Consider the following 15,639-nt stretch of genomic DNA (forward strand, 5'->3'; position numbering starts at 1 on the left):
TGTTATACTAATATATTCATTTTTTGTATCTGTTACAATACGGCAAAGATATCTACTTTTACTGAACAAAAAAAATAAGAAGAATATGAAAAAATTAGGATTGGTAGGGGGCATCAGCTGGGCTTCTACTTTAGACTACTACCGTCTTTTAAATGAAGGAATTAATCAGCAATTAGGTGGATTGAATTTTGCGGAATGTATTATTTATTCTGTCAACTTTAACCATTTTCAGCAATTTAATGCAGATTACGACTGGGATGCTACCTTTGAACTTCTGTACAATGCTGCCGAAAATTTAAAAAAGTCCGGAGCGGAAGCTATTGTACTTTGTGCCAACACAGCCCATATTGTTGCCGACAGGATTGAAGAGAAAATAGGATTACCACTCATTCATATTACAACTGCTACCGCCAATGCCGTTAAACAAAAAGGATTAAAAAAAATCGGTTTATTAGGAACAAGCTATACGATGGAGCTGGATTTTTATAAGGATAAACTGATAGAAGGCGGTCTGGAGCCTCTTATTCCCGAGAAAACTGAAGACAGAGATTATATAGAGGATATTTTAAGAAACGAATTAAGCAGAGGAATTATTAATCCTGAAACCAAAAAAAATTATCTGAAGATTATTCAGGAGCTTACAGACCGTGGAGCAGAGGGAATTATTTTAGGCTGCACAGAAATTCCACTTCTGATCAAACAGGAGGATGTCTCTGTTCCGGTATTTGATACCATTCAAATTCATGTAGATGCTGCTGTAGCATTTGCCGTTTCAAAGCACAACATAACAGCTATTTCATAAAACACTAAAATACAATTAAATACAGTTCAATTCAAAAGAAACCAATAATAATCAATGAGTTCAATTTATTAATGGTTTCAAACATAAGTACCATATTATTTGATATGGTACTTTTTATTTTCATAATACTCATTGCTACTTTTTTTGGTCTCCGGATATAACAAGAGGGGATATGATACCTCAATTTTTTGGTTGTAAAATAATCTTTTGCGGTCTTTTTACCTTCCGTTCAGGTCTCTTATACCAAATTTCCCGTTATATAACCCCAAAAAACAAATCAAAGCCATGTACTGAGTGGTTCAGAACCCAAACGGAGTATTCCAAGACGGCGAAAGATAGATTATTTTATCCTACGATAGAAATAAAAAGATCCAAAACTATGTTCTGGATCTTTTCATGATTTTATTTGTTCTCTTTGGGAAGCGTCTCATCCGTTTTGGTACTTTTTCCGAAAAATTGTTTCAGTTCATTCTGTTTTACTTCAAATCCCGGAGATGCTGTTCCTGCTTTATATGCTGTATAAGCATAGTCTGTAAGTGCTGCCTGGTAATTGTCATAATCATGTAAGATCTTAGCACTTTTCAGCCTTGTAATAAGACTCTCCAGTCTGGCAATAAAGGCCTCGTAGTTTTGTCTGGAAGTAAAATCCCTGTTGAATTCTTCCCAATCAATTTCGGAGGCACTTAAGGTAGGCTGGTTGTTATTATAATCTGCTACTTTGTTAACCAAAAGTTTATTCTGTTCGTTGATACTGCCATATTTCTGACGGTTTCTGATGAAAGATTTACTGTGATGACAGCCAAAGCTGTTTCCAGAGAGGTAAGTGCTGTTTGAGCCGCTGTAAGATGGGTGTTGTTTAGGTTTGTGAGTGCCATTATTTGTATTTTTTATTGGTTTTACTTTTTGAGAAAGCTCTCTATGAACTTTGCAGTAAACCTATTGATAAAAACAAAGCATTACAATAGCTGATCATGAAATCATTAAAGATAATATAGAAATTGTATTTTATTCTTTAAAAATTACAGGAAAGCTGTTTTTATATATGATATAATCTCATAATTGGATTGAATGCTCCGATTATTTTTTAATATGACATGTTCTGTCGTTGTCAGGAGATAATTTTACATCAGAATAAAATGAATTTCAATATAAATAAAGAGAACTAAATAATAAATAGTATAATTTACACAATACCGCATTAAAGTGATTTTTACATCTTAAAAAATATTAAATTCGCAGCGTTTTAACAAACTAATTAATAACTTAGAAAACAACACGAGAATGAAAAAATTCTATATCGGTGCATTCTCTTTATGCACGGTCTTGGGTATCTCTGCCCAGGAAGTGGTATGGCAGAAAGACATCCAATCCTCTACTCAGGATTTTTTGAGTCAAGTCACCACAACAATTGATCAGCAATATCTTATCACGGGAAGTTCTATCCAAAGCGATAAGCAGCAAGTTTCAGGCAGTAAGCAAAATAATGGTTACGATTTTCATCTTGTAAAACTAAATCAACAAGGAAATGAAGTCTGGGAAAAATATTTTTCAGGACAAAACCATGATTATTTATCAGCAACAGTTACCACGCAGGATGGTGGATTTCTTTTAGCCGGAACCTCTTATTCTGGAAAAGGATTAGATAAAAAAGAAGATTCTAAAGGTGGATCAGATATCTGGCTGATCAGAATCAACGAATTCGGAGATGAATTGTGGCAGAAAACTTTAGGGGGTTCTTCAGACGAAGAAGCCAGAGCTGTGATTCAGACTACAGATTTGGGATTCTTTGTTGCCGGAAATGTACAAAACTCTTCAAAAGGTTACGGTTCTAAAGATGTTTTAATTACCAGATTAGACAAAGACGGCAAAGAATTATCCCAGCTTGTTTTAGGTGGAAAGGGCTTAGGCGAGATGGAAAAGATGATTCCAACCCGTGATGGTGGGGCGCTACTCGGAATATATTTTGAAATAGATAATAAGTATCAATATAATGCATATAATGCTGTAATAAGAGAATTAAACAAAAAAGAAGATAAAAAGCAATGAAAAATTATATAATATTTATATCCAATTTACTAATTTGGATTTATAGTACATTTATATGTTATATACATATAAATGTAGGAGATAATAAAAATTTACTTCTTTACTCAGGTATATCAATTGGATTATTATTAGGAATTAACTTAGTATACACAAAAGTAAAAATATCTTTGAAAGATATAATTTGTATTTTGATTAATATTATTTTACTTATTCTAATCGTTTATTTATCGTTAGTGTTTATACAATTAGATGTAAGATAGTAGGGAAATTCAAAAAAATGGTTTCTATTATTAAATATGCATAAAACAGATAGCCATTAGGCTACCTGTTATTTCTTTGAAGAAAATCAATATTTACAAGTATATTGATTAGGTAGGAAATATCAGACTGGCGTATTACAAGGATGCTTCCGGAAATCTCAAAATTGACAGAACCAACCATTACTATCCTTTCGGGCTTGAATTTGGCGGAGATTTGAGTATTAATGGTACACTAACTCCGAGCTATAGATACTCTTCTCAGGGACAGGAAAACCAGATTGATACCAAATGGAGTTCTTACCGATGGAGAAACTATGATGCTGGGATGGCAAGGTTCTTTAATATCGACCCTTTAAGTGAAAAATATGCTTATCAATCGCATTATAATTTTTCTGAAAATAGAGTTGTTGATGGAAGAGAATTAGAGGGCTTAGAGTGGCAAAGCACAAAAAGAGAGCAGGATTTACCAGATGACCCAGTAGAGTTTGCCGAATTTATTGGTGGAGGAATTAATAGTGTAAGAGCTGCTGTGGCTAACTCATTGGCAAGAACGGTTAACGTACTTACCAATAATGCTGTAAGTAATAAGTATGTAGTTGAAGGTGACGGCGGCTTAACTTTGTTAACAGGAGTTCCAAAAGAATCTTTCAAAGAAAAAGTTGTAAACGGTTCTTTTGATCTGGCTACAATAGGAATGGCAGCTCTTGGTGGGCCTGAAGGTGTGCTTACAATGCAGGGAGGAAAGGCTCCAGCCATAAAAGCTGTTGAAGAAGTTAAAAATTTACAAAAAGCAGGAAGAAACGGTAAACAGGCAAGACTAAGAGAGCTGGCAGAAGAGCCTAAGCTAGGAAAAGCTGATAAAGGTTGGTTAAAGTCTGATATAAATAAAGTTGCACAGGGAAAGAGAACTACAATCAGAAACCCTCCCGGAAAGGATTTGGCCCATGAAAGAGGACGAGAGGCAGAGAAAGGCTATTCTTATAAATATTCTCATTTACAAGATAGGAGTTTGCATAGGAAACAGCACAAATATGATAATGGAGGAAGAAAGAATAAAGAAAGACCTGTAGAAGGTGAAAAATAAAATTAATATTATGCATAGCAAAGAAATCGAAAACATTTTAAAATTAGAGCCTTTTAAAAGATATGAATACTTTATTAAGAAGGCTGCAGACTTCGAACAACTTTGGACAATTATTGATCAGGATGGGAATTATGTTATTTCAGAAATTGATGAATTTAGCCTTATCTCATTTTGGCCTGCTGAAGAGTTTGTTACGTTATATCTGGAAGAAGGCTGGGAAGATTACAAACCCATAAAATTAACTTTAGATGATTTAAAAGAAGACGTGTTCGAGATCATTAACACTGAAAATTATTTAATAAATGTGTTTCCTGTAAATGGAAAATCAGGATTTGTAGTAAGCCTAGAAGAATTTGATCGAGATTTACAAGATGAGCTGGATAAGATAGAATAAACTTTTTGCGAGCGTTTCGCTCGTCTCTGCAATAGTATAATAACAGCCCTTGCAGAAATGCAAGGGTTTGTTAATATATTTCGTTTTTAAAATTTAATAACATTCATGATAATATTCAGAGGAATTAAAATAAATATAGTGGCTAATCTTTATGTGGATACAGAAGGATTAGGTTCTTATATCTCTAAAGAAATTAGAGTTGCCATTGGTAATCATCAACCCGAAAGCTATGTAGATGTTATTAAGTACATTATAGATTATATTGTAGATAGTAAACCGATCATTTCTGAAAACCAAAATATTAGCTATTATTCATGGCTTTTGCAATTTAGACTGGATCAAGAGAACTGCTATGATCTATATGAGGCAAATGTAGACGGTAGCAACTTTAATAAAGGTTGTGACACGGCAATTTCGGTTGTTAGACAGCAAAGCGAAACATGTTGGCAGCAGAATCTTATTCCTCTCTTTCCAAACTTCAATCAATCAGTTGTTATTTCAGATGGTGTTTACGAAGGAAAGGATATTGAAGGAATTAGATATGATTCACCTCAGGACGAAAGTGGTTGGTATCTTATTACAGACGACTATAATGACGATATTAAATCATTGAAAATGGTGCATTTTTATCATGTTGCATTTGCTCGGCCTGATATTTTAAAGTACTTAGCAATACCTTTCGGATACAGATTCCTTATGAAAGATGGAAATATTGAAATACGTCAGGATGAAGAGGAATAACTCTCAATCTAAAAATAACTCAAGATTAGCGTATCAAAATGATATGCTAATCTTCATAATAATAAAAGGATTAACGTGAAATTAATATTTATAGTTTTTGCTTGTTTTTTTGTTAATGATAATGCAAAAATAATTGATATGGAGCATTCTACTTGTTCAGACTTTAAATCTGGGAAGTTTGAATTATTGAATAAAAAAACAAATAAGAGATACCTTATACAAAGATCTAATGATTTTCAAGTAGAAGAAACTTTTGATCTTTCTACAAATAAAAAGATATCGAAGGATAGATACTATAAGATACTATGGAAGAGTAACTGCCAATATATATTACTATTAGATCTTACCAAAAGCCAGCATGACGAAACTGACAAATATATTAACTCTCATGGTGGTTATCTTTGTACAATCAAAAAGATAGAGGGTAAATGTGCTATTATTGAGACTCAATTTGAAGGAGATGTCTTCGCTTCTGAAATTTGCAAAACCCAATAGAATATAAATTTAAAAACTTGTTGCTTATTTAGGGTATTATTTTTTAACACCCTAAATTTTAATAAAGACACTTTGCAAATTAGCTAGGAAACATTAGATCGGAGTATTAAATTAAAAGGAAATTATGACAGATAATCCATATTGGATTTTTAAAAACAGTGAACTTGCGAAATCAAAAGTATTAGCCAAAGAGTTAAATATTTCTGAAGCTGATTTTAATAATATCCAGTATTGGTTTGACTTATTATTTACGTTAGATATAGCTGATGATCCAAGAGCAGGCATTGATGATGATAACATACCATCTAATGTTAAAACTGCTGTTAATTATTATAATAAAAATGATGGATTCATGCATTCCGGGATAGGTGGAGAAGATATTGAAATTAATGATCCTTCAAAAACAAAAGGAATAAATGTTCCTGTAAATGCCGCACATACTGAAATTGATAATAAATACCGCTATAATGCGTACAATGCTATAGTAAGAGAATTAAATACAAAAGAAAAAAAGAAATCATGAAAAAAAATATTATAATTTTACTGATTAACATTGTGTATTTCCTACTAATAGTAACTTTTTCTAAAAGTGATTATGCATTTTTAACGGCACAAAATGTTATGATTATCCTTTCTTTGATCGGTTGTTTATATAGTTTATATGGAAGTATTGTTTCAATAAAACTCAAAAACAAATTTAAATGGTTATTTTTAACAATTAACATACTATTTTTTTTAATATATTCTTACGGGCTATATTTTGATATAGTAATTTATAATAAATAATCAAACAATATTTATAATATGTTGGTTATATTTATTTTATGAAGCTATTATAAGAATACTTCCGGAAATCTGAAGACAGATAGAACCACCCATTTTTATCCTTTCGGGTTAGAGTTTGGAGGGGAGTTGAATACTTCAAATTCAATCACTCCAAATTATAGATATTCCACACAAGGACAGGAAAAACAGACAGAAACAGGCTGGAGTTCTTATAAGTGGAGGAACTATGATGCTGCAATGGGAAGGTTCTTTAATGTTGATCCGTTAAGTGAAAAGTACAATACTTGGTCCACGTATGCTTTTAGTGGAAACAGAGTTATTGATGCAAGGGAACTTGAGGGATTAGAGCCATATGTACATTATAATACTTTAGATGATGCGGCAGAAAACTTTGCTGTTCAGTATAACAGTACTTCTATAGTTTTAAATGTGGAATTAGGAACAACTTTTTATGCTGGAACAACAAAGGACGGGAAAACGTATTACTCCTATGTACAGCCACAGGGTCAAATTAATTATGATATAAATGGAATAAAGATTCCTGGTACGAGTGCATTAGTTGATTTGGAAATTCCGGAGGAAACAACTAAGGCTGGTGATGGACATAGCCATGCTGCTGATATGGCTGGACGAAAAAAGAATTATGTTGAAGATGATAATAAGATGAGTAGTCAGGATATATATTCTGCAAGAGGAAGTGGAGATTGGTCAAAAAGATCTATTCAGTACGTGGTAACTCCAAATGGTCAATTAATTATTTATGATCCAAATCCGGACGCACCAGGAAGTAGGAAAAATCGCACTGTGAAAACATCGACTCCTATACCTAGTGACCCTTTAAGTCCAACAAGAAAGAATAAGCAAGATCCCACAATTTGTCCAACATATGATCCTTTGATTATTGATAGTAATGGTCAGGTAGTTGTGCCAAAAGTACAAGAGCCTGCAAAAGAGAAAAATAATAATAAAATCAATTAAAATAATGAAACTAATCTGCTTATTTATATTTGCTTTATTCTTTAATCCTGTTTTTTCACAAGATATTATTAAAGAGAAACCTGTTCAAACATCTATAGTTAATTTAATAGTCACACCTGAGAAGTTTGAAAATAAAAAAGTAATTATTAAAGGTTTTTTAGCTTTGGAAAAAGAGAACAATGGAATATATTTAACAAAGGATGATCTAACCTATAGAAATACAAAAAATTCAATTTTTTTATTACTTTCATATGATATGATTGATGATCTTTATAAAAAAAAACTTGACGGTAAGTATGTGGTAATCCTTGGAGAATATTATATCCCAAAAATTGAAGTTTTTAAGAAAGCTTATAGTAAATATGGTGGGGTTTTGAATAATGTTGAAAATGTTCAACAGATCTATGAATTTGACAGTACTGATCTGTAATCTAATTCTATAATATAAACCACTGCTAAAAGCGGTGGTTTTGTTTTTTTGTGAATGTTATGGTTGAAATTTTGTATTATATAAAAAGGGTTTTTATTGATCTAATAAATATTCATAAAAGAGATTTAGATGTAAATAAACTCTGAAGGTGATGTGTAATAACTCCTGGAGGTTATGCATTCATTTATGGTCCTGGAACTAAAAATGGTACAGATCGGGAGAAAATGAAACCTGATTCTACCAGTATGCCAAAAGATCCAAAATTGAAAAAAAATCCAACGAATAAAAATACTGAAAAAATAACACCTGAAAAACTCCCAACTGGAGAGAAAGAAGATAAATATATTCAAAAGAAATGATAAAGCAACTAATAATATTTTTAATATGTGTTTTTTGTGTAAATATCGACGCAAAAAACGTTACACTGCACCATACTAGTGGAAATGTTACAGTACATATATCCTGTTTTTCTTACAGAGAGGAAATTAACAAAGGGATCATAATTGGTGAATATGTTCAAGAATTATCTAAAAAATATAATTATGATGATTCTATTGAAATTTTTTTAGAAATGATTCCAGATCAACATCCAAAATATTTTTTCAGAAATAAAAAAAATATTTTTTTACATGTTAATGCATACAATTTTGATTTGTTGGATAATCTAAAAATAATAGAATTTGCTATACTGAAAAAAGGAAAAATTCCTACTGATGTGAACTATAATGAAATTTTAAGGGGAGCAAATTCGAAGCAAATTAGTCAAGTTTTAATGTTGCCTGTTGAACGTCCTAACATAGTGAAAGAATTAAGTAATAATAGTGACTTTTCTTATCGATATCAAAACAATAAATTTAACATTTACAATATTAAAACTAACGAAAATTTACTTAGTAGTAATTCGATTTATTTATTTTGTACAATCGCATATTCGAGACCTATAATCTTTATTAATAATCACCAATTTTACTATCAAAATCTTAATGGAGATTTGAAGTTAATATCTTTTAATGGAGAGAATAAATTATCTGAAAATCTACCGATAAAGGAATTTAATAATTTCGTTTTATTCAATATTATAGGAAAAGAAAATAATAATATAGCTATCTTAAATTTAAATGAAGACAAATTGCTTGATAATTTAAAATGGTAAAACAAATAATAATGCAAACAATAATAACTCGAACTAGCTCCTTTCTAACCTTATTATCTTTTTTCTTCATTTCTTGTCAAACAAAAACTGTTACCAACTACGTTAAATAACTAATCTTAAAAACAGGCAATATAAATGGTTGCCTGTTTACTTTTTAAAGAAAGCTAATATTTATGCTACCGATCAGGTAGGAAACATCAGACTGGCGTATTACAAGGATGCTTCCGGAAATCTGAAGACAGATAGAACCACCCATTTTTATCCTTTCGGGTTAGAGTTTGGAGGGGAGTTGAATACTTCAAATTCAATCACTCCAAATTATAGATATTCCACACAAGGACAGGAAAAACAGACAGAAACAGGCTGGAGTTACCATATCATAAGATGTGGTACTTTTTTATTTTCATAATACCTATTACTTCTTTTAAAATCCAGAATTCACTTCAATTCATTTGAAATCATCAGATATATACCTTTATTGTCAAATTTACTATAATGGAATACAAAATTATTTCGTATTTTGGTTTACCTATTAAAATAATAATTTAAAGTACTTAAAAATGTTTAAAATATCAACTTTAAGGCTCTGATTATCATTTTTTAATAATCAAAAAAGAAAAATCTCTAATCCTTGAAATAATATATGAAGAAGTATCCAATTCCTGCAAATGAAGAAAGCCGAATGAGGAAACTGGAGTTTTTTGACCTTTTAAATCTGGAAAAAGATCCCCAGTTAGATATTTTTGCAGAAACAGCATGTCTGGTAACCGACTGTCCGGCAGCGCTTATTGCCATGATGGAAAGTGAGACCCAGACTATCCAAAGCTGTGTGGGGCTTGCTGCAGCCAAATCTTTATTCCAGGTATATAATCTTCCAAGAAAAACGGAAATATCAGTATAATTGGGAGCTTTTTCCAATGCCTCTTTGGCCAGTGCTATAGATGTAGTATAGTCTTTCTGTTCAAAAGCAGTATTGCGGGCTTTAACAAACAGTTCATCAGCAGTAAGATTCTGCTGGCCATACATTGTAATTGGAAAAAGTAATGCTAATAAAAAGGTCGGATATCTTTTCATCGAGGGTTATTATTAATAAGCTACATCTTGTATCACAAATATATTGAACTTTTACCTCACAGCCCAGAGATTATTCATCAAAACTTATATTTTTAAGATTATTATTCTATAAAACATCACCTAATAGATATTTATGATGGAATAATTATTGTCGTAATTTAAAATAATTGATTTTCTCAAAACCTTCATCATGAAAATAGCAACCTATAATGTCAACGGAATCAACGGCCGGCTGCCTGTTTTATTGAAATGGCTGAAAGAAGCAGCACCCGATATTGTCTGTCTTCAGGAATTGAAAGCACCTCAGGAACGTTTTCCCTTACAGGAAATTAACAAAGCAGGCTATGAGGCTATCTGGAATGGGCAAAAAAGTTGGAATGGAGTCGCTATACTGGCAAAAAACAGAGAGATTACAGAGGTGCAAAGATCTTTACCGGGTGATACGGAAGACGTTCAAAGCCGTTATATTGAAGCAATCATTAATAAAATGGTTATCTGCTGTCTTTATCTCCCGAATGGCAATCCTTATCCCGGATCTAAATTCGATTATAAATTATCCTGGCTCAAACGTTTTAAAAGGCGAACCAACCAGCTGATCAAGCTGGAACTTCCTGCCATCCTTATTGGTGATTTCAATATTATTCCAGAACCTATTGATGTATATAAGCCTGAGCGTTGGGAAAATGACGCCCTGTACAGAACAGAAGTAAGAAAAGCGTATAAGGATCTTCAGAAAAAAGGCTGGCTTGATGCTATACGAAGTCTTTATCCGGATGAAAAAGTCTATACCTTTTGGGATTACTTATATAAAGCTTACGATCGAAATGCTGGAATGAGGCTTGATCATATTTTACTAAGTCCTTATCTTCACTCACGATTAGCATCTGGTGGAGTAGACAGCTATGTACGCGGCTGGGAAAAAAGCAGCGATCACGCTCCCGTGTGGATTGAACTTTCGGATGAACTGTAATTACAGAAATTCATAAATAATATACTCCCGATGTAAAAATCAGGAGCATATATTATATAATAAGTATTGTAAATAATTAAGACTGTTTTCTGCGGCGGCCAGAAACCTTTTTATCAAGGTCCCTGATATCCTGTCTCAGCTCACGGAACATTTCTTTAAAGTTATAGCTTTCATAGTCACCAGGCTCAAAATCCTCCGGAAAAATTCCTGAAGCATACTGCCAGATTTCTACAACTTCTTCAAACGGAATCTCATAAGGTTCATAAAAAGAATTGTCAGCGCTTACACAGATTGCATTTTCTCTTCTTTCCTTAAAACGTTTATAAGTAATCCCGTCATTCAACGTTACAAAAACATAGGTTTTTCCCTGTTTCAAATCATTGATTCCTTCCACATATTTTCCTACAATATAGGATCCGTTTCTGAATGGAGGCATAGAATCTCCATCTGCAGGGAATGCTCTGTATTTTCCGTTAGTAAGAAAAGGAAGAGCAATACGTTGAAGACTCTCAATATAATCTACATCACTATAACCTTCCAGATATCCCATAGAAGCTTTTTGAGGGATAATTTCTATTGTATCATTTCCATGGGTATCTACCGCCACGGGAAGAACAATTCTGTTGTCCGGCAGTTTCAGCATATCATCCATAGGGTACTTCTGGATATCTACGGACAGCATAAGATCAATGCTTACATGAAAATATTTAGAGATTTTTATAAGAAGTTCGATAGGAGGTTCAGATATTCCGTTCTCATATTTTGAATACCGGACTCTGGAAATCATCAGTTCATCGGCCACATTTTGTTGTGAGAGCTTTCTCTTGGCCCTTAAGAAGCGTATATTATTTGAAAAAATTGACATTGATAAAAGTATGTAAGCAAAAATACAAAATTTGAATGCGTTACCAACCACCGGAGCAGGTTTTACTATAAGATATAAGAAAATTTGTCTGATCCTCTTTCCATTTTTTACTAAAAACGAACAAATTTTCATACCCGAACAGTCAATTTTAACACGCTGAAAGTTGATTTCTGAACAAATATAGAAGGCTTTGCATAGTTTAAATAATAATCATTAATAAATAGAATTTAGTACAGAAATAATAACTCTAAATTTCACAAATTGAATTATTATTTTTAACATTTAGTAAATCAATCACATATAAGTGAAAACCATATTTTTACTAAAATACACATATATTAATGAAATATTAAATAATAAAAACATATGATTAATTTATTGAAAATAATTTGCAATTGTAATATTATTATTCATATATTCGTGATGTAATAATCATATAAAATTATAGTTATGAAAAACTTAAAAAAATTAGACAGAAACGAATTAAAAGCTATTTCAGGTAACGGATTACTAGATCCAATCGGTACTTTACTAGGTGGATTAGGAGGTGTAGTTGGTGGAGTAGTAGGCGGAGTAGGTACTATCGTTGGTGGTGTAGTTACTGGCGTAGGATCTACAGTAGGTGGTGTAGTTGGCGGTGTAAGCACTGTTGTAACTAACGCTTTATGCCAAACACAATGTGTTGTAAATGGTGTAATTCACATCAAATTACTTGAGTGTGGTTCTACTTGCTAATCAGTAAGAATAGACATTAAAAATCATTCCGCTCTGAAAAGAGCGGATTTTTTATATCCATGCAGATAATTTATAACATCCTCAATCAAGTACTTATCTTTATTCCGTGGTCTTTTTGATGAAAATCAAATAAAGCAACATTATCAATTAAGCCCCAAAGTCTTTGTATTTCGGAGCTTTATGGTTTTCCACATTTTATATATCAATAAGTGTATTATATTTGTGTAAACTAAGAATTGAAATCCAATATATTAAATAACAATTATGAAAAAAACAATTACTTTTTTTACTATTCTTTTATCAGTAGTTTATATTCAAGCTCAAGAAGATATTGACTTATTGACATACGAAAAGACTCAGGATATTAGTTTTTTTAACACTATTAAAAATGGCGCTCAGGTTAAGGAATATATAACAACGAGTAAAAATAGTGTGAAGGTAGGTGATACTTTAATATTAGGATCTCCTACTTCTGAAGAACTTAATACAAGAACTTATTCAGGAAGTTATGGGAATAGAGCAAGAGGAGGTATTGCACAATCAAGAAGTACTTCAAAAAAAACTTATGAATTTATACAAATGGGGAGGCCAGCTGGATTCGGAAGTATTATGTCTGCTATGGGTGGTGACGCACAGAATATGGCAGATAACAGTTTAAAAAATACCAAAGTTATTGTCAGAGAGATAAAAACATATCATAGAGGCAGTAAAAATAAACCTTTGTATGTAGTGATGGTTTTGGGAGAAATAAATGATAGAGCTTTTGGAATTAATAAATATTTAAGTGTTATGGACACAGAGTTAGGAATTGAGTCTGGTGAAATTCTTTTAAAAAACAGAAAAATAACTAGAGATGAAGCGATTGCAAAATTAAAAGAGGCAAAAGAACTAGTAGAAATTGATATGATGAGCAAAGAAAAGTTTGAAGAATTAAAAAAAGAACTTGCTCCGATTATTAACAATAATAACTAAGAATAAATCCAGAAAATTAATACAGATTACTACAGAACCAAAACTCATCCAAATTCAACAGTGTGGTTAGAACCTGTAACTGATAACAGAATATCATAAATAATTGATTTTCTGTTATCAGGATAAGCTAATTTAAAATTAAACACATATTCCATTTAACATAATATAAATTATAGGATAAAAAAAATACCTTTATAATTATTTTATGTAAACTACTTTAATATATTGGATTGCCAGGCAGACATTCAGTAAACAAAAAGAAATAATCGAGGAACGTCCCTAAAAACATAAAAACTTGCCACATGACAGTTTTTACAATGCTAAAACAAAATACCTTTATCCTAACCAAAAAAAATAAAATAATATGAAACCTAAAATGATCTGGGCCAATCTGGCCGTAACCGACCTTGAACGCACACAGAAATTCTATACTGAGCTGGGATTTAAGTCTAATAACCCACATAGTTCTAATGAATTGGTTAGTTTCTTTATGGCTGGAAATGAATTAATTATGCATTTTTTCTTAAAAAATGTTATAGAAAACAACCTGAAAAGCATGAAATTTGGAGATCCTCAAAATTCTAACGAAATTATATTCACCCTTTCTGCTGAAAGTAAAAACCAAGTAGATGAATGGGCTGAAGAAGTAAAAAATGCTGGAGGAACCATTGTTTCAGAGCCTGAGAGCTTTGGAGAAAATTACTACGGTTTTGTGTTTGCAGATCCTGATGGACACAAGTTTAATGTATTTTTCATGTAGGCTTACAAAATATTTTTCCCTATATTTGACATTCAACAGATAAATATGAACCGCTCGAACTGTCTGCCTCCTCCGGCACCTTAATATTTTCAATTTAATTTGAAGTGTACTCATGTCGTTAACTTATTAATGACATGGTATGTTATGCTTCTCATTCTAATAAAATATTAATTCAAACTTTACAGTTCATTACCCAATGAAAAAATCATATTTATTATTGCATCTGGCCGTAATACTGGCCGGGTTTACAGGTGTATTCGGGAAATTAATCACTCTTAACGAAGGTTTGCTGGTCTGGTACAGACTCCTCTTCTCCTCCATTATATTATTCTTTATCTTAAAGCTCTTGAGAATTCCAACTGATATTTCTTTTCGGGGGAAAATTCAGATTTCAAAAGCCGGCTTGCTGCTTACGTTACACTGGCTTCTTTTTTATGCCAGTATAAAATATGCCAATATCTCTATTGGTGTGGTATGCTATTGTCTCACAAGCTTTTTCACTGCAGTGTTCAAGCCTGTTATTGATAAAGAGAAATTCAAGCTTTCAGAATTACTTCTCAGTATGCTGACGATTGTAGGAATTAGTTTAATATTTCATTTTGATACTTCCTATCAGTTTGGGATTATTTTAGGAGTTTTTTCATCTGCATTCGGTGCTCTGTATACCATTTATAACACACGTCCGGTGAGTCATTTTGATACTAAAGTGATCAACTATTATCAGATGATTGCTGGTACTTTATGCTGGGGAGCGTTTTTGCCCGTGTATCTCCTCTTTTTTCAGTCAGATAGCATAGTTCCTGGCTTGAAAAACACGGCTTATTTGGGTGTTTTATCACTTTTTTGTACTGTTGGTTTATATGTAATGTTTGCAGAGGTTTTGAAGAAAATTCCGGCATTTACGGTCAATTTAACCTATAATCTGGAACCCGTATATGCAATCATTATGGCCTTTTTATTTTTCGGAGAAAGCAAAGAAGTAAATCTTTCGTTTTATATAGGATTGGTGTTTATTATTGCTTCTGTGGTTATACAGACATTAATTTCACTAAAAAAGGTAAAATATTAAATAAAGCAGTTTAAGCAATTTTATT

General features: G+C 32.0%; 18 protein-coding genes and 1 pseudogene. 16 read left to right on the forward strand and 3 right to left on the reverse strand.

Going from position 1 to position 15,639, the window contains the following annotated elements:
• Positions 1-85 precede the first annotated feature (85 nt).
• On the forward strand, positions 86-802 hold the full coding sequence (locus KIK00_RS04715; protein WP_255815417.1) for an aspartate/glutamate racemase family protein: 717 nt from the start codon (positions 86-88) through the stop codon (positions 800-802).
• Positions 803-1,204: 402 nt separating this feature from the next.
• Here KIK00_RS04715 and KIK00_RS04720 read toward each other — a convergent pair.
• Positions 1,205-1,677 (reverse strand): annotated as a pseudogene (locus tag KIK00_RS04720) (hypothetical protein).
• 406 nt (positions 1,678-2,083) lie between these two features.
• Here KIK00_RS04720 and KIK00_RS04725 point away from each other — a divergent pair.
• The 10 genes from KIK00_RS04725 to KIK00_RS04770 all read left to right on the forward strand — a co-directional run bounded on the left by KIK00_RS04725 (position 2,084) and on the right by KIK00_RS04770 (position 9,578).
• Complete coding sequence (locus tag KIK00_RS04725) at positions 2,084-2,848, forward strand: hypothetical protein (RefSeq protein WP_255815418.1); 765 nt, start codon at positions 2,084-2,086, stop codon at positions 2,846-2,848.
• 474 nt (positions 2,849-3,322) lie between these two features.
• On the forward strand, positions 3,323-4,192 hold the full coding sequence (locus KIK00_RS04730) for a polymorphic toxin type 8 domain-containing protein (protein WP_255815419.1): 870 nt from the start codon (positions 3,323-3,325) through the stop codon (positions 4,190-4,192).
• 10 nt (positions 4,193-4,202) lie between these two features.
• The gene (locus KIK00_RS04735; RefSeq protein ID WP_255815420.1) at positions 4,203-4,586 is read left to right on the forward strand and encodes a DUF2750 domain-containing protein; all 384 of its coding nucleotides are present in this window, start codon (positions 4,203-4,205) and stop codon (positions 4,584-4,586) included.
• A gap of 105 nt (positions 4,587-4,691) precedes the next feature.
• The gene (locus KIK00_RS04740) at positions 4,692-5,327 is read left to right on the forward strand and encodes a hypothetical protein (protein ID WP_255815421.1); all 636 of its coding nucleotides are present in this window, start codon (positions 4,692-4,694) and stop codon (positions 5,325-5,327) included.
• A gap of 75 nt (positions 5,328-5,402) precedes the next feature.
• The gene (locus tag KIK00_RS04745) at positions 5,403-5,822 is read left to right on the forward strand and encodes a hypothetical protein (RefSeq protein WP_255815422.1); all 420 of its coding nucleotides are present in this window, start codon (positions 5,403-5,405) and stop codon (positions 5,820-5,822) included.
• A gap of 124 nt (positions 5,823-5,946) precedes the next feature.
• The gene (locus KIK00_RS04750) at positions 5,947-6,345 is read left to right on the forward strand and encodes a hypothetical protein (protein WP_255815423.1); all 399 of its coding nucleotides are present in this window, start codon (positions 5,947-5,949) and stop codon (positions 6,343-6,345) included.
• A gap of 389 nt (positions 6,346-6,734) precedes the next feature.
• Positions 6,735-7,586 carry a DUF4329 domain-containing protein gene (locus KIK00_RS04755; RefSeq protein WP_255815424.1) on the forward strand — a complete coding sequence of 284 codons (852 nt, stop codon included), beginning with the start codon at positions 6,735-6,737 and terminating at the stop codon, positions 7,584-7,586.
• 4 nt (positions 7,587-7,590) lie between these two features.
• Positions 7,591-8,016, forward strand: coding sequence for a hypothetical protein (locus tag KIK00_RS04760; protein ID WP_255815425.1), 426 nt, complete (start codon positions 7,591-7,593; stop codon positions 8,014-8,016).
• 355 nt (positions 8,017-8,371) lie between these two features.
• Entirely contained in the window at positions 8,372-9,169 is a 798-nt protein-coding gene (locus tag KIK00_RS04765; protein ID WP_255815426.1) for a hypothetical protein, read from the forward strand.
• Positions 9,170-9,308: 139 nt separating this feature from the next.
• The gene (locus tag KIK00_RS04770; protein ID WP_255815427.1) at positions 9,309-9,578 is read left to right on the forward strand and encodes a hypothetical protein; all 270 of its coding nucleotides are present in this window, start codon (positions 9,309-9,311) and stop codon (positions 9,576-9,578) included.
• A 215-nt stretch (positions 9,579-9,793) separates the two neighbouring features.
• Here KIK00_RS04770 and KIK00_RS04775 read toward each other — a convergent pair whose 3' ends face one another.
• A complete protein-coding gene (locus KIK00_RS04775; RefSeq protein ID WP_255815428.1) occupies positions 9,794-10,243 on the reverse strand; it encodes a tetratricopeptide repeat protein in 450 nt (149 codons plus the stop codon).
• A gap of 190 nt (positions 10,244-10,433) precedes the next feature.
• Here KIK00_RS04775 and xth point away from each other — a divergent pair, with 190 nt between their 5' ends.
• Positions 10,434-11,213 carry an exodeoxyribonuclease III gene (xth, locus tag KIK00_RS04780; RefSeq protein WP_255815429.1) on the forward strand — a complete coding sequence of 260 codons (780 nt, stop codon included), beginning with the start codon at positions 10,434-10,436 and terminating at the stop codon, positions 11,211-11,213.
• 76 nt (positions 11,214-11,289) lie between these two features.
• Here the strand turns inward: xth and KIK00_RS04785 are convergent, their stop codons facing one another.
• The gene (locus KIK00_RS04785; protein WP_255815430.1) at positions 11,290-12,078 is read right to left on the reverse strand and encodes a LexA family transcriptional regulator; all 789 of its coding nucleotides are present in this window, start codon (positions 12,076-12,078) and stop codon (positions 11,290-11,292) included.
• 450 nt (positions 12,079-12,528) lie between these two features.
• Between KIK00_RS04785 and KIK00_RS04790 the strand changes: the two genes are divergently transcribed.
• The 4 genes from KIK00_RS04790 to KIK00_RS04805 all read left to right on the forward strand — a co-directional run bounded on the left by KIK00_RS04790 (position 12,529) and on the right by KIK00_RS04805 (position 15,614).
• Positions 12,529-12,813, forward strand: coding sequence for a hypothetical protein (locus KIK00_RS04790; RefSeq protein WP_047374658.1), 285 nt, complete (start codon positions 12,529-12,531; stop codon positions 12,811-12,813).
• Between the two features lie 264 nt (positions 12,814-13,077).
• A complete protein-coding gene (locus KIK00_RS04795) occupies positions 13,078-13,785 on the forward strand; it encodes a hypothetical protein (protein WP_255815431.1) in 708 nt (235 codons plus the stop codon).
• A gap of 364 nt (positions 13,786-14,149) precedes the next feature.
• Entirely contained in the window at positions 14,150-14,545 is a 396-nt protein-coding gene (locus KIK00_RS04800; RefSeq protein WP_255815433.1) for a VOC family protein, read from the forward strand.
• 196 nt (positions 14,546-14,741) lie between these two features.
• Positions 14,742-15,614 (forward strand): DMT family transporter, encoded by an 873-nt coding sequence (locus KIK00_RS04805; protein WP_255815434.1) that lies wholly within the window; start codon positions 14,742-14,744, stop codon positions 15,612-15,614.
• Positions 15,615-15,639 lie beyond the last annotated feature (25 nt).

The organism is Chryseobacterium sp. MA9 (assembly GCF_024399315.1).
Lineage (GTDB): Bacteria > Bacteroidota > Bacteroidia > Flavobacteriales > Weeksellaceae > Chryseobacterium.